The sequence below is a fragment of the Listeria sp. ILCC792 genome, assembly GCF_900186135.1.
Taxonomy (GTDB): Bacteria; Bacillota; Bacilli; order Lactobacillales; family Listeriaceae; genus Listeria; species Listeria goaensis.
Genome location: NZ_FYBO01000002.1, coordinates 143,356 through 165,505, shown reverse-complemented (window position 1 = coordinate 165,505; position 22,150 = coordinate 143,356). Strand labels below are relative to the sequence as shown.

At 40.6% G+C, this 22,150-nt stretch carries 20 protein-coding genes; 15 read left to right on the top strand and 5 right to left on the bottom strand.

The features are described from left to right. Positions 1 to 12: 12 nt before the first annotated feature. Positions 13 to 573, bottom strand: a complete 561-nt coding sequence (locus tag CFS60_RS03435; RefSeq protein WP_088809218.1) for a GNAT family N-acetyltransferase — start codon at positions 571 to 573, stop codon at positions 13 to 15. 139 nt (positions 574 to 712) lie between these two features. Between CFS60_RS03435 and CFS60_RS03430 the strand changes: the two genes are divergently transcribed. Continuing rightward, positions 713 to 3,076: a cation-translocating P-type ATPase gene (locus tag CFS60_RS03430; protein ID WP_088838833.1), complete on the top strand. Its 2,364-nt coding sequence runs from the start codon at positions 713 to 715 to the stop codon at positions 3,074 to 3,076. Between the two features lie 232 nt (positions 3,077 to 3,308). Here the strand turns inward: CFS60_RS03430 and CFS60_RS03425 are convergent, their stop codons facing one another. The 4 genes from CFS60_RS03425 to psiE all read right to left on the bottom strand — a co-directional run bounded on the left by CFS60_RS03425 (position 3,309) and on the right by psiE (position 7,924). After that, positions 3,309 to 5,273 carry a fructose-1,6-bisphosphatase gene (locus CFS60_RS03425; RefSeq protein WP_088838832.1) on the bottom strand — a complete coding sequence of 655 codons (1,965 nt, stop codon included), beginning with the start codon at positions 5,271 to 5,273 and terminating at the stop codon, positions 3,309 to 3,311. A gap of 106 nt (positions 5,274 to 5,379) precedes the next feature. Next, a complete protein-coding gene (locus CFS60_RS03420; RefSeq protein WP_088809216.1) occupies positions 5,380 to 6,432 on the bottom strand; it encodes a GGDEF domain-containing protein in 1,053 nt (350 codons plus the stop codon). Between the two features lie 82 nt (positions 6,433 to 6,514). Then, positions 6,515 to 7,426, bottom strand: a complete 912-nt coding sequence (locus CFS60_RS03415; protein WP_088838831.1) for an AEC family transporter — start codon at positions 7,424 to 7,426, stop codon at positions 6,515 to 6,517. An 87-nt stretch (positions 7,427 to 7,513) separates the two neighbouring features. Beyond that, positions 7,514 to 7,924 (bottom strand): phosphate-starvation-inducible protein PsiE, encoded by a 411-nt coding sequence (psiE, locus tag CFS60_RS03410; RefSeq protein ID WP_088809214.1) that lies wholly within the window; start codon positions 7,922 to 7,924, stop codon positions 7,514 to 7,516. 221 nt (positions 7,925 to 8,145) lie between these two features. Between psiE and CFS60_RS03405 the strand changes: the two genes are divergently transcribed. The 14 genes from CFS60_RS03405 (at position 8,146) to CFS60_RS03340 (ending at position 22,121) form a co-directional block, all read left to right on the top strand. Further along, positions 8,146 to 10,791, top strand: coding sequence for a cation-translocating P-type ATPase (locus CFS60_RS03405; RefSeq protein WP_088838830.1), 2,646 nt, complete (start codon positions 8,146 to 8,148; stop codon positions 10,789 to 10,791). Between the two features lie 166 nt (positions 10,792 to 10,957). After that, entirely contained in the window at positions 10,958 to 11,296 is a 339-nt protein-coding gene (locus CFS60_RS03400) for a hypothetical protein (protein ID WP_088809213.1), read from the top strand. Between the two features lie 68 nt (positions 11,297 to 11,364). Next, positions 11,365 to 11,739, top strand: coding sequence for a RidA family protein (locus tag CFS60_RS03395; RefSeq protein WP_088838829.1), 375 nt, complete (start codon positions 11,365 to 11,367; stop codon positions 11,737 to 11,739). Positions 11,740 to 11,991: 252 nt separating this feature from the next. After that, entirely contained in the window at positions 11,992 to 13,410 is a 1,419-nt protein-coding gene (locus tag CFS60_RS03390) for an amino acid ABC transporter substrate-binding protein/permease (protein ID WP_088815361.1), read from the top strand. Further along, on the top strand, positions 13,407 to 14,135 hold the full coding sequence (locus CFS60_RS03385) for an amino acid ABC transporter ATP-binding protein (protein WP_088809210.1): 729 nt from the start codon (positions 13,407 to 13,409) through the stop codon (positions 14,133 to 14,135). The genes CFS60_RS03390 and CFS60_RS03385 overlap by 4 nt, the downstream gene beginning before the upstream one ends. Before the next feature lie 224 nt (positions 14,136 to 14,359). After that, positions 14,360 to 14,506, top strand: coding sequence for an Lmo0850 family protein (locus tag CFS60_RS03380; protein ID WP_088838898.1), 147 nt, complete (start codon positions 14,360 to 14,362; stop codon positions 14,504 to 14,506). A gap of 214 nt (positions 14,507 to 14,720) precedes the next feature. Beyond that, positions 14,721 to 15,494: a hypothetical protein gene (locus tag CFS60_RS03375; protein ID WP_088815360.1), complete on the top strand. Its 774-nt coding sequence runs from the start codon at positions 14,721 to 14,723 to the stop codon at positions 15,492 to 15,494. Positions 15,495 to 15,564: 70 nt separating this feature from the next. Beyond that, positions 15,565 to 16,134, top strand: a complete 570-nt coding sequence (locus CFS60_RS03370; RefSeq protein WP_088825552.1) for a TetR/AcrR family transcriptional regulator — start codon at positions 15,565 to 15,567, stop codon at positions 16,132 to 16,134. Position 16,135: 1 nt separating this feature from the next. Next, positions 16,136 to 16,465, top strand: coding sequence for a multidrug efflux SMR transporter (locus CFS60_RS03365; RefSeq protein WP_088809207.1), 330 nt, complete (start codon positions 16,136 to 16,138; stop codon positions 16,463 to 16,465). A gap of 1 nt (position 16,466) precedes the next feature. After that, positions 16,467 to 16,787 carry a multidrug efflux SMR transporter gene (locus tag CFS60_RS03360; RefSeq protein ID WP_088809206.1) on the top strand — a complete coding sequence of 107 codons (321 nt, stop codon included), beginning with the start codon at positions 16,467 to 16,469 and terminating at the stop codon, positions 16,785 to 16,787. A 121-nt stretch (positions 16,788 to 16,908) separates the two neighbouring features. Further along, positions 16,909 to 18,021: a D-alanine--D-alanine ligase gene (locus tag CFS60_RS03355; protein ID WP_088815358.1), complete on the top strand. Its 1,113-nt coding sequence runs from the start codon at positions 16,909 to 16,911 to the stop codon at positions 18,019 to 18,021. A 60-nt stretch (positions 18,022 to 18,081) separates the two neighbouring features. Then, positions 18,082 to 19,455, top strand: a complete 1,374-nt coding sequence (murF, locus tag CFS60_RS03350; RefSeq protein ID WP_088838828.1) for a UDP-N-acetylmuramoyl-tripeptide--D-alanyl-D-alanine ligase — start codon at positions 18,082 to 18,084, stop codon at positions 19,453 to 19,455. Between the two features lie 33 nt (positions 19,456 to 19,488). Continuing rightward, positions 19,489 to 20,151 carry a carboxylesterase gene (locus tag CFS60_RS03345; RefSeq protein WP_088809203.1) on the top strand — a complete coding sequence of 221 codons (663 nt, stop codon included), beginning with the start codon at positions 19,489 to 19,491 and terminating at the stop codon, positions 20,149 to 20,151. 455 nt (positions 20,152 to 20,606) lie between these two features. Further along, the gene (locus tag CFS60_RS03340) at positions 20,607 to 22,121 is read left to right on the top strand and encodes a DEAD/DEAH box helicase (protein WP_088809202.1); all 1,515 of its coding nucleotides are present in this window, start codon (positions 20,607 to 20,609) and stop codon (positions 22,119 to 22,121) included. Positions 22,122 to 22,150 lie beyond the last annotated feature (29 nt).

The following is a 22,150-nucleotide window of genomic DNA, read 5'->3' as shown; positions in this document are numbered from 1 at the left end:
AAAAAGAGACCGCTATGAGCGGTCTTTTTTTGTTGCGATATAAAAGACAAGTGGGATTTTTTCGCCAGATTCGCTCAGGTCGAAATCGTTTAGGTCGTCGTTTCGCACAAAGTCGAGGCGTTCTAAAAGGCGAATGCTCGCGGTGTTGTGCGGGTTTGTGACCGCATATAATTGTTTAAAGCGGATGACATTAAAAGCATAATCCATCACAACAGTTAAAACTTCGGTCATGATTTTCTGCTTCCAAAATGCTGGTAGAAGTTCGTAACCGACATCAGCCGATTCTTCTTCCAAACTAATATTCCACAAACAAATCGTCCCTAAAAAGGTGTGCGTTTTTTTATCTTCAATCACCCAATAAACCGATTTATTTTGAGCAATATTCGTTTTTATTTTTTTTATAAAAGTTTTCGTATCCTCCAAAGATTTATCGAGCGGAATGCCCGTATATTTCGCGACTATAGCACTGCTCTTCAGCTCGAAAAGTGGCTGTATATCGGCATCTGTTAAAGCCCGCAAAATAAAGCGCTCTGTGAGTAAAACGGGGAATGGATTAAAATAAATTGGGTTCATATTTTCATCTCCTGTTTCGAATTAGTTAAAATATACCCTAAAAAAAGGGTCTTAGTTACGAAATTGTCACATTTTGTAAGTAAAATAAATGGATAGATTGCCGTCTTTCTGATATTTTTAAAGAAGAAAAGGGTATAAGATGAGAAAGGATGTGACGGATTTGGAAACAAACGAGCAAATAAACCATAGAAAAATAGATCCTCACGCCGGGTTAACCCTAGATGAAGTAAATAAGCGTGTTTTAGATGGACGAAAAAATAATCCCTTAAAACCGATGACTAGAAGTATTAAACGCATTTTTGCTGACAATACACTGACGCTTTTTAACTTAATCAATGTGACCATTGCGTGCTTTATTATTTACACAGGCAGTTATAAAAATCTCCTATTTCTAGGCGTTGCGCTCTGCAATACGGCGATGGGGATTTTTCAAGAAATTCGGGCTAAAAGGCAAGTAGATAAACTGACGATTTTGACGCAAGCCAAAGTAAAAGTTGTGCGTAGCGGCGTGGAAAATCTCGTCGAGCAGCCTGATTTAGTGCAAGACGACGTGATGGTACTAGCAGCGGGCGACCAAGTTTGCGCCGACGGAATTGTACTTGAAACAACTGGTCTTGAAGTAGATGAATCGCAACTTACGGGCGAAGCCGATGCCGTTCGAAAGACCGAAAACGATGAAATTATGTCCGGTAGCTTTATCATTAGCGGGCGCGCATACGTTCAGGCGACGGCAATTGGTGCGGAAAGCTTCATCTCCAAATTGTCACTGGAAGCGAAACAAGAAAAAACCGTTTATAGTGAGTTGCTTCGTTCGATTAAAACCATCATCAAAATTTTAACATTCATTATTATTCCGCTTGGACTAATTTTGTTTTTCTCACAACTCTCAAAAAGTGGCGATATAAATGCCTCTATTTTAGGCACCGCCGCCGCAATGATTGGCATGATTCCAGAAGGTCTCGTCCTATTAACTTCCATTGCGCTTGCAGTTGGCGTCATCAATTTGGCAAAGCATCGCGTTTTAGTGAAAACAATGCCTGCCATTGAAACGCTTGCGCGGGTAGATGTCCTTTGCCTCGACAAAACGGGGACCATTACAAACGGAAACCTAAATGTTACCGATGTTTTACCTGAACACAATTATACGGTAGCAGAAATGGATGAAGCCATCGCGGCAATTGTATATGCTTTAAACGATAACAATGCGACAAGCCTCGCACTCCAAAAAGCTTTTCCAAACAATCCGGGCTGGCAAGCCACAGAGAAAATCCCGTTTTCCTCCGATAGAAAATGGAGCGGTGCTACGTTCGGCCATCGCGGCACGTACATCATCGGAGCGCCAGAATTTGTCTTTCGGGAGATGCACCCGAAACACGCTGAAAAAGTGACAGCTTTTGCGGAAAAAGGATACCGCGTTTTATGTTTGGCTAAAAAGGCAGGCAGTTTCCAGGCGGAACCTACTGATTTGCAACTTGTTGGACATGTTTTAGTTGCCGATGAACTTCGGAATGAAGCGCGCGATACGTTTCGCTATTTTAAAGAACAGGGCGTATCCATTCGTGTGATTTCAGGTGATAATCCAGTCACCGTTTCAAACGTTGCGATGCAAGCTGAAATTGAAAATGGCGACCGCTTTATTGATATGAGCCGAGTAGGCGAAGGGGCTGATTTCGCGGAGCTCGTGCGGGAATTTACAGTTTTTGGCCGGGTGACGCCGCATCAGAAGAAACAGCTCATCTTAGCTTTCCAAAGCGAAGGACATACGGTAGCCATGACGGGTGACGGAGTAAATGATGTGCTTGCCCTTAAAGAATCGAATTGTAGTATCGCGATGGCAGAAGGTAGCGATGCAACAACGAGTGTCGCCGATTTTGTGCTATTAGATAATAATTTTGATTCCATGATTCACGTGCTAAAAGAAGGGCGCCGAGTGATTAATAACATTGAACGAGTGGCATCGCTTTATTTAATTAAAACGATTTATTCGGTTATTTTGACCATCATCTTCACGTTCGTCAACAGCAAATACCCGTTTCAGCCCATTCAGCTTAGCCCGATTTCATCGCTAACAGTCGGTATTCCGTCCTTTTTCTTAGCGATTAAGCCGAATTACAAACGTATTCAAGGTGAATTTTTAAAGAAAGTCTTGCACAATGCTTTCCCAGCCGCATTTGCTGTAGTAACGTATATCATCGTTACCATGCTACTCGGGCAACTTGTTCACCTTACATTTGAACAAACTTCGACGATTAATGTTCTTTTAACCGGAGCTGTATGTTTCACTACATTAATTACAGTTGCGAAGCCATTTGATTTTAAAATTAAAGTATTGATTACACTCTTGATGACAGCATTCGTTTGCCTGTTCTTATTCGCAGGACAATTCTTCTCACTTGCACCAATTTGGAATGTGAGCATGGCAATGATTTATGTACCACTCCTCATTAGCGTGTACCCATACTTCCATTTTATTCGAGCCTTTATGTTACGATTTTTCAAATAAAAAAAACGCGTCCGGAAAAAGACGCGTTTTTGTTTATCTAAAATCTGTGGGTATTTTAGATAAAAAGGGATGTATGAATAGATAATCTTTTTATAAAAAGGACTAACTACTCTTATCATTATAATAGATTTTTCAAAAGATGCACCTAAAATTTTTAGGTTTTACAGTATAAAAGTCCGTTAAGTATTGATAATATTAGGTTTTTCAAATTGTGAAAGTTTTATGACGAAATTTAAAAGGCACCTCGTTCGTGTAAATGCCCCTTGCGATACGCTTCTAATAGACATTTTAAATCATTTGCTTGTTGCTTTAAATCTTTCCCAATATCCGTATCTGAAACACGCTTTCGCTTCGTTTCCGTTTCAATGACTTTCCGCGTTGATAAAATATCTGTTTCCTTTTGAATGGCCTCCTCAGTTGTCGTAAATGGCTGATGGCGCACAAGTTGCAAACCGTAGCTATTGTATAAAAGTGTATAACCAGCAAGCCCAGTTGTTTTGTGATACGCTTTTGAAAATCCGCCGTCGATCACAATCATTTTGCCGTTCGCTTTAATCGGACTTTCGCCGCGACCCTCCTTAACCGGCGTATGGCCGTTAATAATGTGCCCCGCATCCGCGTCAAGCCCAAATTCACGCAAAATTTGTTTGCAAATCGCTTCGTCATTCCGCTGCTTATAATACGGATTTTTTTCTTCCAAATGCGTTTCTTTATCCGCCACAAAATAACGCTCAAACGTTGTCATTTCACTTTTGCCAAACAAAGAAGAAACCGCCCCAGTCCACAAATACCAAACCACATCTAACGCATATTTTTTTTCTTTATGATGAAAAGGGAGAAAGTAAGCTTCACGCGCTAAATGTTCAAACTGGACGAACAAGTCTTTTCCGGCGTATTTTTTTCCCTTAAGAGTAAGAGCCATGAAGCGACCGTCTTTTTCGAGCGGAATGCAGCCGTGATAAAGCAGGTTGCCGTTGTAAGTCAGAAACATGCTACCTTTCGCGTATAAAAACTGCACGTGCTCTTGCAAACGCTCACAGTTGCGAAACGAGGCGACAAGCTTCCGGACGATGTCTTGCTCCGCTTCCGTCAGGGCGTAAGGATTTTGTGCATCAATTGTCGGGAAATGGCTGTCTAAAAGGGAATATTCCTTTCCTTTCAAGCGAACCGTCCCGCGGTCAAAATCAATCAACTCCAAAATCCGCCTAGACTCCATCGCAAATTCAGGGTGGCGTGCGATAATCGGTCCTTCAAGTTTAAACTGAATAATCGAAATGGCCTTGTGCATTCTAGCAATTTGCGCAATCTCGGCGTGACTAAACTCATTTTCGCCTTCGTTTTTAGGCTGAAAAGCCGTACAAGAATCAGTCCCATAAATTTCATCAGCAAACAAAGCGAGCGGGCGAAGCGAAATCCCGTAACTATCCTCTAAAATATCCAAATTTAAATAACGCGCTGAAATCCGCACCACATTGGCCAAGCAAACCTCCGAACCAGACGCCGCCCCCATCCAGAGCATATCATGATTGCCCCACTGGAAATCAAGCGAATGATAGTCCATCAGCGCATCCAAAATTTTATCCGGATAAGGTCCGCGGTCATAAACATCACCGACCACATGCAAATGGTCCACAACAAGCCGCTGAATCAGCTTGGAAAGCGCCACAATAAATTCCCGCGCCCGGTCTAACGCAATGATGCTTTGAATAATTTCCGCATAATAAAGTTCCTTATCGTCCCCGTCATAATTTTCATGCAACAGCTCCTCCAATATGTAAGCAAAATCCGCCGGCATCGCCTTCCGCACCTTCGACCGCGTGTACTTGGAAGACACATACTGACACAGTTCAATTAACTTAAAGAGCGTTTCTTTGTAGAAAAAATTAGGGTCCTCCTGTTCCGCTAAAAGCAAATCTAATTTCTGCTCCGGGTAATAAACAAGTGTCGCAAGCCGCCCAGTTTCCTCCTCCGAAAGTTCCGGAAACACATCGCGAATTTTCCGTTTGACGACCCCAGAACCATTTCGTAAAACTTGCAAAAACGCGCTATATTCGCCGTGAATATCACTTAAAAAATGCTCCGTCCCTTTTGGCAAATTTAAAATTGCTTCCAAATTAATGATTTCCGTGGCCGTTTTCGCAATTGTTGGATAGCTTTTCGCCAGTAAATTTAAATATTTCAAATTAGCCGGTTCCAAAAACATCAACCTCCCAAAATTGGTATACATCGTAATGTTGCTATTATATCTTTTAATCAATTTTATATCAATGAATTGGGTTCGGGTGTGTTTTGATTGGTATATATCAAAATTTATTCGCTTTATCTTTATACAAGGCTTTATCTGCAATCCGGTAAAGTTTTTCCAGAGAATCGGCCGCAAAAGAATTAACGTAGCCAACAGACGTTGAAAAATGAATAAACTCATCATTCGGCAGTTCAACTTGAATGGTGGCCATCTCTTTTTTTAGCTGTCTTGTTACGTTTTCAGGATTAAACAGGGCATCGCTCGCAACGATTACTGCGAATTCATCGCCGCCAAGTCGGTAGGCGTGACGTGGATAAAGTTCATCAAGCTTTTCCGCGAATAGCTTCAGCGCCAAGTCACCAATATCGTGACCATACACATCATTAATTTTCTTAAAATGATTAATATCCAGCAAAAATAAATAGAATTTTTTATGCCCAAAAAGGCTTTCCAATTTTGTTGTAAACATATAGCGATTCTCAATTTTGGTTAAAAAATCGATTTTTGATGTGCGTTCAAAAAAGTTCATTTTCTTCCCGAGCGCTGTAAGATCCGTGACGATGTAGAAATACGTAAAAACACCGAGCAAAATATAAATCATAATTTCAATGATGACTTGGAAACTAATTTGCGGCGCAATAAGCAGTCCGCTCACGACTAAAGGAACGATGGTGATGGAAAAAATAATATAAAGCTGCACGAAATTAGTTTTCTTTCGTATCAAAGGGGCCGCAATTAGTTGGGCGATACCTATGCCTAGGTAGACGAACATGAAGATGACGGCAATCTCGCTTTCCCCAAAAAGAAGGCGTTCAAAAGAAGTAAACATCGACGTTAAAAATGCGGATACGCCACCGAAATAATAGGCGTTTAGCAAAATGAACACCCAAATTAAGTTTAGTGTTCTGGAACCTTCGACGATGATGGAGAAATTCATTAGGATAAAGCCAAAAAGGCCCCCGAAGAGGCTTGAAATAATGCGAATCGACCATGTGGGCGCTCCCTCAAACTGGAATTTCATGAGACGTGCAAGTAGAAAATAAGCAAATACGACTACGGATACATTGGCAAAAGCATAACTCACAACTTTAGAAATGTTCCAAATATCCATTCCATCACCTCCACTTCTTCATCTTAGGGGAGATAGATTTTCACGTCAATTGAAGCGACCTCAGACGGGGTGGCGCGAAAAATTATCCGACAAATTGAATAAGGGCTAACACAATTGGTAGTGTGACAATGCTTAGGACGGTACTAATGAATGTGGCGCTTGAAACTAAATCAGGTTTCGTATCAAATTGTACAGCCATTAACGTTGTATTCGCAGCAGTTGGCATCGCCGCAAGCAAAATCATAATTTGCTTCGTCATCGTGTCGACAGGCAGGAATAAGGTCAAAAGAAAAGCGATAACAGGCGAAAGTAGCAAGCGAATAGAAAGCGCAAAGCCAACTTTTAAAAGCTCAATTCGGCGGAACGAAATAACCGCAAGCTGCATGCCAAGAACAATCATAATCGTTGGAATAGCCGCATTACCTACTAAATCGATACAGGTTAAAAGGGGGTCTGGAAGCGTAATATGAGCAAGCTGCAAAAAAAGACCGATGAGCGCCCCGTATGCAATCGGCATGCGCACAACGCGCTTTAGCACGATTTTATAACTGCTTACGTCAGCACTTCCTTTCGCCGCATAATAAATCCCAATTGTACTCATGGCGAGCTGTTGCAGAACCATTAAAATAACAGCAATATGTAATCCAGTAGCTCCAAAAACAAGCAGCACAACAGGCGTGCCGTAATTTCCGTTGTTCATAAAGGCACTAGCTAAAATAAGCGCACAGCGGTCGCGTACCGAATAGCCCATTATTTTTGAGAGAATTGTGACAATGAGAATTAAAGCGAGGCAAAGCACAAAAATATAAACTGCTAAATAGGCATAATCAATAGTAATAGGATTTTTATAAAAGGTGCTTAATGCTAAAAATGGCGACATCAAATAAAGTGTCAATTTGGATAGATTTGGAATGTCGAAATGAAGGAGCTTTTGCCCAATAAAACCGATTGCGAAAATTCCGAATACGGGCAGCAAAATAAGGATAAATGACATGTACAACGCTTCTTTCTATGTATAAATTAAATGGCGCCTAACGTATACGCTTTGCCAGTTAGGCGCCTAGTTCAAAACATGAGTGTTTTATTCGCGTTTTAATAATTTTGTATTGGCGAGATAAAGCGCCCCAACAAGTAGCAAAATGGCACCTGCTAAAATAAACGTCGCGAAAGCGTCTGAGTGATCAACGATAATGAGGCGGACAATCGCCGTAATACCAATGTAAATAAAATAACGCAGTGGAAAATGGTAGCCCGTTTGAAAATATTTAATAATTAGCGCGATGAATTCAAAATAGAGGAAGAAAACTAAAACATCTTCCATTATTTCGTAATAAGCAGAACTTGAATGGGATGAAAAAAGATTGGTGAAAATGAGCCATGCTTCGCTAATCAGAAACGCGACGAGCGTTAAGCCAACGAAAATTAGACATAAATTCAGCATGGCTTGCAGAAAAATAGGTACATAACGGTTTATTTTTTCTAAAATTTTCATAGCGCACCTCCTCTTTTAGTGTATCAAATGCGGTGCCGCTTGACTAGTTCGTAGTGAGTCGCTTGCTTTCGCATTTTGTCACGCCTCTTCATTTCTTGTATGCTTTAAACCCAAACATTTTGGGTAAATAATGTTAAGATTTTGTAAATCGTAATAAAGTTTACGTGTCGTCCTGTTATACTTAAAAGGTATTGTTATTTTGGAAGGAGCTGTTTTTACCTGTGGAATTTTACCGAGAAACAACGGAAGCAACATTAAAAGCACTAGACGCAACAGACAAAGGCTTAACAAATTCTTCCGTTTTGGAACGCCAAGCCAAATATGGGCAAAATGAATTGAAACAGAAGGAAAAAGATCCACTTTGGAAACTTTTTTTAGAAACGTTTAAGGATCCGATGGTCATCGTGCTAGTTGCGGCGGCATTAGTCCAACTTGTTTTGGGCGAAATTATGGAATCTGTCATTATTTTTGTCGTTTTAATTGTCAATTCTATTATTAGTGTTGTACAAACTAGAAAAGCGGAAAGCTCGCTTGATGCGCTGCGTGAAATGTCTGCCCCCTCAGCAAAAGTTATTCGCGATGGTGAAAAACAGACGATTCACGCAAATGAATTGGTCCCAGGCGACATCGTGTTACTAGATGCAGGGGATTTTGTTCCGGCAGATGGCAGATTGCTTGAAAGCGGAACGCTAAAAGTCGATGAAGGCATGCTGACGGGCGAATCAGAAACCGTTGAAAAAGCAGTTGCTGTCATCGAGGAAGAAGTCGGCTTAGGAGACCGTATTAATATGGTTTTCAGCGGCTCACTCGTTACATATGGACGTGGTTTGTTTGTCGTGACAGGAACAGCTGGGCAAACCGAAATCGGAAAAATTGCCGGTTTACTAGAAACGGCCGAAGCGAAACAAACACCACTTCAACAAAAATTAGAAAGTTTTAGTAAAAAACTAGGTTTTGCGATTTTAGCGCTTTGTATTCTGATCTTCGCTGTAGAAGCTTCACGCGTCTTTTTTGGCGGAAGCGATGGCGTCGATTTAACGCAAGCGATTTTAAATGCCTTCATGTTTGCGGTAGCGGTGGCAGTTGCTGCCATTCCAGAGGCGCTTTCATCGATTGTCACGATTGTGCTTGCGGTTGGGACGAACAAAATGGCAAAGCAACATGCGATTATTCGGAAGCTGCCTGCTGTTGAGACGCTAGGTTCGACCAGTGTGATTTGTACGGATAAAACGGGTACGCTTACGCAAAATAAAATGACGGTCGTCGATTATTATTTACCTGATGGCACAAAAGAGAACTTTCCTGACTCGCCTGAAAACTGGACGGAAGGGGAGCGCCGTCTTATTCACATCGCCGTTCTATGTAATGACTCAAATATTAACGAAGAGGGCATGGAATTAGGTGATCCGACAGAAGTCGCTTTAATTGCGTTCAGCAATAAGAAAAATAAAAATTACAATGAAATCCGCGAAGCCTTTATTCGCGAAGGAGAAATTCCGTTTGATTCGGACCGAAAATTAATGTCAACAGTGCACACGTTTGGCGACCATAAAGCGATGCTTACAAAAGGTGGCCCGGATGTGATGTTTAGCCGTGCAAAATACGTGTTTAAAGACGGCGAGGAAGTTGAAATCACGGACGAAATTTTAACGGAGTTGCAAAATGTTAATGAGGAATTTTCCAATCAAGCTTTACGCGTTCTAGCGTACGGCTACAAGCGTTTAGCGCCTGAACAAGTGGACATTTCGCTTGAAGATGAGTATGACATCGTGTTAGTCGGCTTAACGGCGATGATTGATCCACCACGTGAAGCGGTTTATGGCTCGATTGAGGAAGCGAAAAAAGCAGGCATCCGCACGGTCATGATAACTGGTGACCATAAAACAACTGCCCAAGCCATTGGGCGTGACATCGGTTTAATGGACGAAACGGATTTTGCAGTTACCGGGCAAGAACTCGATGCTATGAGTGAGCAAGAATTGGTAGGAAAGCTGGAACATATTGCGGTTTATGCGCGCGTTTCGCCGGAAAATAAAATCCGCATTGTGAAAGCTTGGCAGAAGAAAAACAAAATTACCGCGATGACTGGCGACGGGGTGAATGATGCGCCGGCACTTAAACAAGCGGATATTGGTGTGGCGATGGGAAGCGGAACGGATGTCGCAAAAGATGCTTCTGCGATGATTTTAACCGATGACAATTTTGTCTCTATTGTAGATGCGGTAAGCGTTGGGCGAACTGTTTTTGACAATATTAAAAAAGCTATTGGCTACTTGTTTGCAGGGAATCTAGGCGCGATTATTGCCATTTTATTTGCGCTTATTGTAGACTGGATTAATCCTTTTACCGCGCTACAGCTCTTGTTTATCAATTTGGTCAATGACTCACTTCCAGCGATTGCGCTTGGAATGGAAAAACCTGAGCCAGATGTGATGAAACGGAAGCCGCGTAACATTGATGAAGGCATTTTTGCAGGTGGGACTATGCGTGCGGTTGTTACAAGAGGGACATTAATTGGGGTGGCTGTTATCATTTCGCAATTTATTGGGCTGGGAGATAGTCCTGAAATGAGTGTTGCCATGGCTTTTACAACTTTAATTTTAGCAAGGACGCTTCAAACGTTTGCAGCACGTTCAAATACACAGACGGCTTTCGGGGCGGGATTTTTCAGCAATAAATATGTATTATTAGCGGTTTTAACGTGCTTTGTCCTCTACATCGTTACGGTGTTACCGGGTGCGCGTGAAATTTTCTCTATTCCGGAGAGCTTCGGCTGGAGTGAATGGGTTGTAGCAGCAGGTTTAGCACTTCTTTCTGTTATTTTAATGGAAGTTGTTAAGCTTATAGCAAACAAAATAAGCAAATAATCTTTTCGTAGCAATCGGGGGCGCAGAACCAGATTGCTACTTTTTTACTTAAAATGCGTATATTTCGCACATCTTCAATGTGAACGTTCATGAAAATGTCACAGATTTTCTTTAGCTTTCGTGATAGACTAAAAGAGTGAATGAAGAACATAGGAGGTTGGATTTTGTGCATAGAGAAAAAATAGCTAAATTGCAAGACAAAGAAGAGCAACTTGAAAAAGCTTTACTGCACATCAGAGCGGAACAAGAAAGAATTATTTTACTTCTAAAAAATCCGAATGATTATGATGTGCAATTAAGTACCGAAATGAAAGAACTTACCGAAATAAATGAGCTGAAGAAGGTAATTAACGAATTACGCGATCGAAGCTTGCAAAATTTGGAAGAGCAAATCAAGCATTGTATCGTAACTTGCCACGAACAGCTTCTTGCGGAAGAACATCAAATTGGGCGCAAGCTCTATCAATTGCAGCTTGAAAAACAGTTGCTACTATCAACTGTTTAAGTGAATCTATTGAAAAATAATTTTAATTCGATTAAGATGGTGGAAATACAAAAAATGGGGGAGAGCTTATGAAAGAAAAAGTGCATAGTGAAAAAGCACCTAAAGCAATTGGTCCTTATTCGCACGCTGTAAAAACAAATGGTTTCATTTTTACCTCGGGCCAAATTGGCATAGATCCATCAACGGGAAATTTGCGAGAAGACATTGTGAGTCAGACGAAACAAGTTTTTCAAAACCTTGCAAATGTACTAGAAGAAGCAGGATCAAACCTAGATAAAGCCGTAAAAGTTACCGTGTTTCTAAAAGACTTACAAGATTTTCAAAAAGTAAATGAAATTTATGCGACTTATTTTACAGGAGTTTTCCCTGCCAGAAGTGCTTTTCAAGTAGCAGCACTTCCAGTAGATGCGCTTGTCGAAATTGAAGTTGTCGCTGAAGTGTAGTCATTTTTAAAAATTGCACCACATTATGTGAGGTGCAATTTTTTTATGTTCTTTAGTAGAATAAGTTTATTTATCTCATTTTACCCCCATATAAAGAGATTTTAAAACCTAACATAGAATTGTGATATACAAAAACTTATCACAAATAATTATGGTCAATAACGTTCCCTTATGGTAAAATTCTAAAAGTGAAAAGTTTTTCAACTTAGTCTAAAGCTTCCAACAGTCATTTGTTACACAAGGGAGGATATAATGAAACGAATTAAATTTTTGTTACCTATTCTATTCGTATTTGCATTCGTGTTCAGTGGTTTTTTAACACCAGCGCATGCTGCGGATGTCGATTATGAGATTGCAACGGACGAAACTTTCGCGCCGTTTGAATTCCAAAATAAAAAAGGTGAACTGATTGGGATTGATATGGATATCCTAAAAGCAGTCGCGAAAGACCAAGGTTTTACATATACAGTTAAACCAATGGGCTTCAATGCAGCCGTTCAAGCGCTTGAAGGAAATCAAGTAGACGGCGTTATTGCTGGTATGAGTATCACAGACGAACGCAAACAGAAGTTTGATTTCTCAGACCCATATTTCGATTCCGGTGTAGTCATGGCAATAAAAAAAGACAATGACGACATCCAATCGTACAAAGACTTAAAAGGACAAAAAGTAGCCGTTAAAACAGGTACGGAAGGCTATGCTTTTGCAGAAAAAAATAAAGACAAATATGGCTACACGCTAGTACCATTTGATGATTCCGCAAGTATGTACGAGGACGTTAAAACCGGCAATTCAGCCGCTGCGTTTGATGACTACCCCGTACTTGCCTACGGTGTCAAAGTGGGTAACGGTCTAAAAATCGTAACTGAAAAGGAAAGCGGCGCTCAGTACGGATTTGCCGTAAAAAAAGGTCAAAACCCCGAATTGCTCGCGAAATTTAACCAAGGTTTAACAAACATTCGTGCAGACGGAACATACGATGAGATTTTAGATAAATACATCGGCTCTGATGTTGAGAAAGATTCGTTTTGGGACACGCTCATGGCGAGCATGCCAGCGTTACTTCTAGGGCTTTGGAATACGATTAAATTAACCTTTATTTCGCTGTTTTTTGCTGCACTACTAGGACTCCTCTTCGGTTTCTTGAAAGTAAGTCGCAGTAAATTCTTACGAGGTATTGCAACAGTTTACGTAGATATTTTCCGAGGCATTCCGCTTATCGTACTCGCATTCTTCATCTACTTCGGAATTCCACAAGCATTTGGCTTTAAAATGGATCCGAACTTGGCGGCCGTGTTGACACTCAGCTTGAACGCCGGAGCATATATTACGGAAATTATTCGCGGTGGTATTTTAGCTGTCGATAAAGGACAAATGGAAGCAGCACGCTCGCTAGGTATCCCGTACGGAAAATCGATGATGAAAATCATTTTACCGCAAGCGGTGCGCGTCATGGTTCCAAGCTTCATCAATCAATTCGTAATCACATTGAAAGATACATCTATCATGAGCGTCATCGGAATTGTTGAACTGACACAATCAGGTAAAATCATTATTGCCCGCACATTTGAAACATCGGGAATTTGGTTAGTTGTCGCGATCATGTACCTCATCGTCATCACGCTACTCACTAAACTCTCTAATGTGCTTGAAAGGAGACTTTCAAAATGACGAAATTAAAAATAACAGCTTTAAAAAAGAGTTTCGGAAATAACGAAGTACTAAAAGGAATTGACCTTGAAGTAGCAGAAGGCGAAGTTGTGTGTGTGATTGGTCCTTCTGGTTCTGGAAAAAGCACTTTTTTACGTTGCATGAATCAATTAGAAGAAATCAACAGCGGTAAAATTGTCGTGGATGATTTTGATTTAACCGACAAACAAACCGACATTAATAAAGTGCGCGAAAACATCGGCATGGTTTTTCAACACTTCAATTTATTCCCACATAAAACCGTGCTAGAAAATATTACATTCGCCCCCGTCGAATTGAAAAAGAAAACGAAAAGTGAAGCGGAAACGTTAGGGCGTGACTTACTCAACCGTGTTGGCCTATCTGACAAAGAAACAAGCTATCCAAGTCAACTATCAGGTGGACAAAAACAACGTGTGGCGATTGCGCGAGCACTTGCCATGAATCCCGACATCATGCTGTTTGATGAGCCCACTTCAGCCCTTGACCCAGAAATGGTCGGGGAAGTGCTAAATGTAATGAAAGATTTGGCAAAAGAAGGTATGACCATGCTCGTAGTCACACACGAAATGGGCTTCGCACGTGAAGTCGGCGACCGGGTAATCTTCATGGACGGTGGTTACATTGTAGAAGAAGGAAAGCCAGAAGCCATTTTCGACTCACCGCAACATGAACGTACGATTAGTTTTCTTGATAAGGTTCTATAAAAGATTGGTGCAAGCACCAATCTTTTTTTTGTCAAAAAAGCTTAATGATTAGAATAGATTTCCATATAAAATTCGTTTTTTAATCGCTTTCTTTAAAAAATGGTGATTTATTTTACGTGAAAATACAAAATAGGGCTATTTTTATGTTTACATTTATGGTAAAGTGAGAATAAAGAGAGAAAGATGTGAATGAAAACTTATTTTTGGGAACGGAGTGGTCTTATATGAGAGAGAGCCATACAGAACTTAATAAAATCATTCGAGATTTAGAACAAAAAGGTATTATCGTTGAAAAAACGAAATCGCGTAACGATATTTGGAAAGCTTTAAAAGTGAAACAAATGCCTAATGTAAAATTAGAACTGCGTTAAGGAAAATTGAAAGAATGGCTTTTTAATCCGCTTAGGTTTGAAAAGCTTTTTTTTAAGATTTTTTAAAGTTTTACAAGCGAAATGGCTTTTTAAAGGGTTTGTAATGATATAGTGATGTAGATTTGGTTGTATTGTTATACAAATTGGCTAAAAATGGTGTATTATAGTTTTATACGGCGGTTATCCGAAAAAAGTATAGAATGAGGAATAGTTGATGAAAAAAGAAACATTTAATCAAAAATCTATTTATATACATATGGACAATGTCATTAACAACGTCGTCACGAGTGGCATTACTTTTTGTGATTTCATGCAAGGGGTAACGTTTCCGCCTGACAATATTTTGCTAATTAAACATCATATAAAAGATTCTTCCTACAATGCACATACTGCTTTTGATTATCTAGAATCGCACGACTTACAACAGTTGCAAAATAGTCAGGGGCAAAAATTTGGCGAACTTTGCTGGATTGATTTTGAAGATATTGATTTAGTCAACCAACTTTCACCACAAGAAGTAGCAGAAATGCTTTATTTGGCGCATACGGGAAGACATTTGCGTTCGCCATTTTATTATAAATTACAAAACAATTTCGTTTATTTGACTAAAAAAGATGGCCGTTATAATAAGACGTATTACCGAAATATGAACCACTTTTACGCGGTTCTAAGCGCAGTTATTTCGAAAAAAACGGCTTTAATTTTAAATGAAAAAACGTTTTTAACATTAAATAAACGCAAATATGTTCCTAATCCACCGATTGATTTGCTGAAACGTTTTGCAGATTACTTTAAAGAAGGGGCTTGCATTGCCTTTTCTATGGCGGAAAAAACAAGGTCACAAGTACGCATTCCAATTGGCTTCGGACTTGATGAGGACATGATGGAATTGTTACATACTGGCGGCGAGGAACTTTCCTATGCGCAAACGGTTGCGCATTTAGTATATGATTTAAAGAAAAATGAATGGACTTGTCTTGAAAAATAGATTGAACTTTACTTTCAATCTATTTTTTGTTATTATAAAACTAACGAACGTTAGTTAAGGAGGTTTTCTAATGTCAAAGGAAAAATTAATGCATGCGGCACTTCATTTATTTGCCGAAAAAGGGTATGACGGAACAGCACTTTCTGAAATTGCGAAAGAAGCAGGAATTAAAACGCCATCTATTTATGCCCATTTTGAATCAAAAGAAGCGCTTTACATGGCAATTTATCGGGAAGTCATTCAAATTGGTATGAGTAGCTTTAAAGAGCGAAACAAAGAGGACTATGAGTCACTTGAAGAATATTTTAAAGCCATATTTTATGAGGTAACGGATTTTGAAACATACCCAGAAGTGAAAAAATTCTTCCAAAGATCCGTTTATTTTCCACCGGCGAGCTTGAAAGTAAACTTGAATCAAGAAACCGCAAGTTATGAAACGTTCAGTTTTGAAGTCATCGGCACCTTTTTAAACGAACTGAACATGACGGGAAAAGCGAAAGAAAGATGGATTCATATGTTTTATTGCCTAATTGACGGTTTAAGCGTGGAACATGGATTATATGACCTAGTCGAATTTGAAAAAAGACGTGCATCAGCATTTGATACGTTATGTTTACTAATAGCAGAAGGAGGACAATAAATTGGCGTGGTTTTACCTAATTTTAGCAGGACTTTCGGAAATTGTTTGGGCATTTGGTCTTAAAGAATCACATGGCTTTACAGTGTCAGGATGGAGTTCAATCACAATTATTTTTCTTATTATTAGCTTTGAATTGTTTGCGAAATCAATGAAAGAGATTCCAATTGGGACGGCGTATGCTGTTTTTACCGGAATCGGTGCTGCGGGTACGGCGCTTATCGGGATGCTCTTTTTAAACGAAACAGCGGGGTTATGGAAAATTATTTCGCTGCTCGTGCTCATTTCGGGCATTATTGGCTTAAAATTAGTTGACGGGAAGGAGGAGAGCTAGGATGGAGTGGCTTTTTTTGTTTATCGCTGGAGTTTGTGAAATGGCCTTTGTTATTACAATGAAGTTCTCTAATGGCTTTAAAAATGTAAAATACTCGATTTTAACAATCCTATTTATGGCAGCTAGCTTTTTTCTGCTTTCCTTATCGTTAAAAACAATCCCAATTGGAACAGGCTACGCCATTTGGACTGGAATCGGCGCAGTTGGAAGTGTGCTAGCCGGAATGATTCTCTTCAAAGAACGCAAAAGCACACTAAAATTGCTTTTTATTACGATGATTATCGCCGGAGTTATCGGACTCAAATTAACCTCTGGCGTATAAATCCAAACAAAGAAAGAAGCCATTGCTTCTTTCTTTGTTTGGATTTTAAAAGAAATTCCTTTTAATCTGTCTAAAACATGGTAAAATAGACTACAGAAATTCAAGTTTCGGAGGGGTTATTTTGAAAACAAAATTAATATTGTTGTACGGCGGGAAATCAGCTGAGCATGAAGTGTCGATTCGGACGGCTTTTTCGGTCATTAATGCACTCGATTTAAATAAATTTGAAGCGATCCCGATATACATAACAAATGACGGCAAATGGATTAACGGTCCAGAAATTACAGATAAACTTACTTTTAGTGAACAATTGCGGTTTGCGCCAGCAGATGCATGCGAGCTTGCTGGAAAAGAAGGCGAAGTTTCAACGGGATATGCGGTTAGTCCGGCGGCGATTTCAGATGAAACAGAAAATCTCGTTGTATTCCCACTTTTGCATGGGCCAAACGGGGAGGACGGTACGGTTCAAGGCTTGCTTGAAGTCTTAAATGTTCCTTACGTTGGCAACGGCGTTCTAGCATCGGCTTCTGCGATGGACAAAATTGTTATGAAGAAAGTCTTTGCAGACGGTGGCATTCCGCAACTTCCAGCGGTCGCTGTTAGGCAAATTGATTGGCGCGACTACAAAGAAGAAATGGTCACTGACATGGAAGAAGCACTTGTCTACCCAATGTTTGTTAAACCAGCAAATTTAGGTTCGAGCGTGGGAATTAGTAAGGCGACGAACAGACAAGAACTTGTTGCCGCAATGGAAGAGGCGTTTTTATACGATCGTCGTGTTGTTGTGGAACAAGGTGTTGTGGCACGCGAAATCGAAATCGCGGTGCTCGGGAACGATATGCCTGTATGCTCCGTACCTGGCGAGATTTTACCAAAAGGTGCTGATTCGAGTTTTTACGATTATAAAGCAAAATATCAAGATAATGATACGACGCTTGTCATTCCGGCTGAAGTGTCGGAGGATGTGCTTGCAAAGCTTAAGAGCTATGCGGTTCAAGCCTTCTTAGGGATTGACGGAAGTGGTCTTGTGCGCGCTGACTTTTTCGTGACAGACAATCAGGAAATTTATTTAAACGAAGTAAATACGATGCCAGGATTTACGCCGGTTAGCATGTACCCGTTATTGTGGCAGGCGAGCGGTTTGCCATACGATAAGTTGATTGAGCAGCTCGTGGAACTGGCGCTGGAGCGTTACGGCGTGAAGAATAAATTAAAACATAGTTTAGAGGATTAAAATAGGCAAAGCAGTTTGACTTTCTTGCAAACTGCTTTTTTATAGGAGAAGCGATTTGAAATGAAAAAAACGATTGGACAAATTGCAAAGCTGATTGCTGTTGAAAACGATGCGGCGTTTGACGACACGCTTATTACCGGCATTTGCTTTGATACAAGACAGATTAAAAAGGGGGACTTGTTTATTCCTTTTGTTGGCGATACGCGTGATGGGCATACGTTTGTTAAACAGGCGATTGAACTTGGTGCTGCTGCGGCCTTTTGGCAGAAAGATGTGCCACACCCGCCAACGGATTTCCCGATTATGATTGTGGACGATACGCTTTTAGCTTTACAAGAGTTAGCGAAAGCTTATTTGACGGAAGTAAAACCGACTGTTCTTGCGATTACAGGCAGCAACGGGAAAACGACGACGAAAGATATTGCGAATGCGATTTTTAGCTCGAAATACCGCGTACATGCGACGAAAGGGAATTTCAATAACCATATAGGACTGCCTTATACAATTTTAACGATACCGGAAGAAACCGAAGTGGCGATTTTGGAAATGGGCATGAACCATCGCCATGAAATTGAAAAGCTTTCCTTAATCGCGCAACCAGATGTGGCGATCATTACGAACATCGGGGAGGCGCACATTGAATATTTAGGTTCACGCGATGAAATTGCCAAAGCAAAATTAGAGATTACTGTTGGTTTGAAGGAAAATGGGATGCTCATTTACCCGAATGAAGAGGTGTTAATAGATAAATACCTTGATGCTGCTGAGGCGTTTAAGACGGCAACCTTTGGGCGCGAAAAAACGGCGACAATTTATCCGCTCACAATTGATACAAAGCCAGACGGCACTTCGTTTACAACTAATTTTGCTTCTGATACGCCGATTTTTGTACCCATCATTGGGGAGCATAATGTGTTTAATACGATGGCCGTTATCTTGGCGGCTAAAACGCTTGCCATTTCGAGTGAGGAAGTTAAGGCGGCGCTTAGCACGATGGAGCGTTCAAAAAGTCGCCTGGAATGGCTTGAGGCACCAAATGGAACGAAAATTTTAAACGATGCATACAATTCGAGCCCGACGGCGTTAAATGCGGTTTTGAATACGTTTATGCACATGGATTCTGAAGGCAAGCCGAAAAAGATTTTAGTGGCGGATATGCTGGAACTTGGCGATGACTCGGAACGTTTCCACCGCGAATCAGGCGCCATTTTACAAGGAAGTATTGATGCGGTTTTTGCTTACGGTGACGCGATGTCTGCTTTTTGCGAAGCGGCCGCCAAACAAATTGGTCAAGAAAAAATCCATTATTTTAAAACAAAAGAAGCGCTTCAGGAAGCCGTTCTCGAAAATCTCGACGGGAGTGAGTGGCTACTGGTCAAAGGTTCTTACGGAATGGGCTTGAAAGATATCGTAGAAAAACTTATGATAGGGTAATATGCGGTAACTACAAAACAGGAGTTGACAAGAATGGTAGCAAGTTTGTGTATCCATAGCTATACTGGTACACCCGATGAAATCAAGCCGTTAAGCGATTTTTTGAAGAAAAACACCGATTGGGATGTTTTAACGCCCACTTTCCCAGGTCAAAACCGAGCTCATTTTTTAAAAAATGCGACGTTCCTAGATTGGCATGTTTTCATTGAAAGTATCTTGACGCAATTGCTCAAAGAGGACGAAGAAGTGTATATCATCGGCTTTGGCTCTGGCGGCCTTCTAGCGGGCTGGCTGACAAGACATCATCCCGAAGTGAAAAAACTCGGTTTGCTGAGCACGTCCGCCAACTATTTAGACTGGCCCGATTTTGTTTCCGAAAAGGCAAATAAACCAGATTCCATGCTAAGTCGCTATTTTAAACGGCTTACGGATGTGCCAAATCAATCTAAAATGCAACTTGCGAAAATGGTGACACACGCCAAACCTGTTTTTGAACACATTGAGGTGCCGACATTTATCGCCCAAGGTGCAAAAGACGAAATGATTCCCGCTGAATCAAGCATGCAGTTTCTAATGGATACGATTCAATCGGAAAAAGAGTTGCTGCTACTAAATGAATCTGGCCATTTCATTTGTCAGGACAGTGAAAGCGAGCAATTATTTGAAGCGTTATTAAGTTTTTTAAAAAAAGGATAATTTCAAGAGGGTTTGTCTAAAGGCAAATCCTCATTTTATGGAGGAAGCAAAACAAAATGGATTACGCACAATCAAACTGAAGATTTGGCAAAAGTTTCATTTCCGTATGTTTAAAGCGCTTTCTATATTTTTATTCGCGAAATTGGGGTAGAAATATTCCTTTCACATTGAAAATAACAAAAATACGTGTTAAAATGTAAGATGGAAGTTTATTAGGTTAAAATTTACGGCCTAGTGATAATTATGAGGGCTTTTTTTATTTATGTGCATCGAATTTGTTATTTTTACTAACATTTTTGGAAGGTGCAGAGTGGCATTGATGATGAAATCAATTTTTTTATGCCATAAAATGAAACTTAGAACGTTTATTTTCATTAAAATATTCGTTTGGAAACATGTAGATGAGAAAATAAAGCTCTCCTACCAAACTTTAATTAGGTAAAGGAGAAATGACATTGACAAAGTTTTCAGAGTTCGGTCTGGACGAAAAAATTGTGAAATCAGTAGAGCGTATGGGGTTTGAAGAGGCGACGCCAATTCAAGAAAAAACCATTCCAATTGGGTTAGCAGGAAAAGATTTAATTGGACAAGCGCAAACTGGTACAGGGAAAACAGCGGCATTTGGTCTGCCGATGATCCAAAAAATTGACCAAAAAAATGGTGACGTTCAAGCGCTTATCATTGCGCCAACGCGTGAATTAGCGATTCAAGTTTCGGAGGAGCTATACAAATTAAGCTATGACAAACATGTACGTGTTCTTGCCGTTTATGGTGGCTCGGACATCAGTCGTCAAATTCGATCGCTTAAAAAGAAACCTCAAATTGTTGTCGGTACACCTGGTCGGATTTTAGACCATATTAACCGTCGCACTTTGAAGCTTGATAACGTACAAACGCTTGTGCTTGACGAAGCGGACGAAATGCTTAACATGGGCTTCATCGACGATATTGAGTCGATTTTGAAAGAAGTACCAAGCGAACGCCAAACGCTATTATTCTCTGCCACAATGCCTGACCCAATTCGTCGTATAGGTGAACGCTTTATGCATGAGCCAGAAATGGTTCGCATTAAAGCAAAAGAAATGACAGCTCTTTTAATTGAACAGTTCTTTATTAAAGTTCATGAAAAAGAAAAATTTGATGTTTTAAGTCGTCTTCTTGACGTACAGTCCCCTGAACTTGCGATTGTTTTCGGACGTACGAAACGCCGCGTAGACGAGCTTTCAAGAGCGCTAGACATGCGCGGATATGTTGCAGAAGGTATTCACGGTGATTTAACACAAGCGAAACGTATGAGTGTCTTGCGTAAGTTTAAAGAAGGAAAAATCGACGTTTTAGTAGCGACAGATGTTGCTGCGCGTGGACTCGATATTTCTGGTGTGACACACGTTTATAACTATGATATCCCGCAAGACCCTGAAAGTTATGTTCACCGTATTGGACGTACTGGTCGTGCTGGTAAAGAAGGTATGGCAATTACTTTCGTTCAACCGCGTGAAATGGGTTACCTTCGTACGGTTGAACAAACAACGAAAAAACGCATGCAACCTCTTAAGCCACCAACTTGGGATGAAGCATTTGCAGGTCAACTTCGCGTGGCGACTGAGAAAATCACTGAAATCGTGACAGAAGAAAACCTTGCAGATTATAAAGCTGTAGCTAGTGAGTTACTTGAAAAATATGATGCAACAGACATCGCAGCAGCTATGCTGAAAATGCTTGCGAAAGAACCAGATCAAACGCCGGTTCATATTACTGAAGAGCGTCCTCTTCCATCACGTTATGGTGGAAAAGGTGGCGGCGGAAAAGGTAAAGGCGGAAACTACCGTGGAGGTGGAAAAGGCGGCTACCGTGATCGTAACAACAGCGGAAAAGGTCGTCGTGGTTCCAGCAGCGGCAGCCGTGACCGTCGTCCAAACAGCGAACGCTCTGGTGGCGGAAGCAAAGGCAACTATAAAAAATCGAAATAACATTTCAAAACCATCTGCACTTGGCAGGT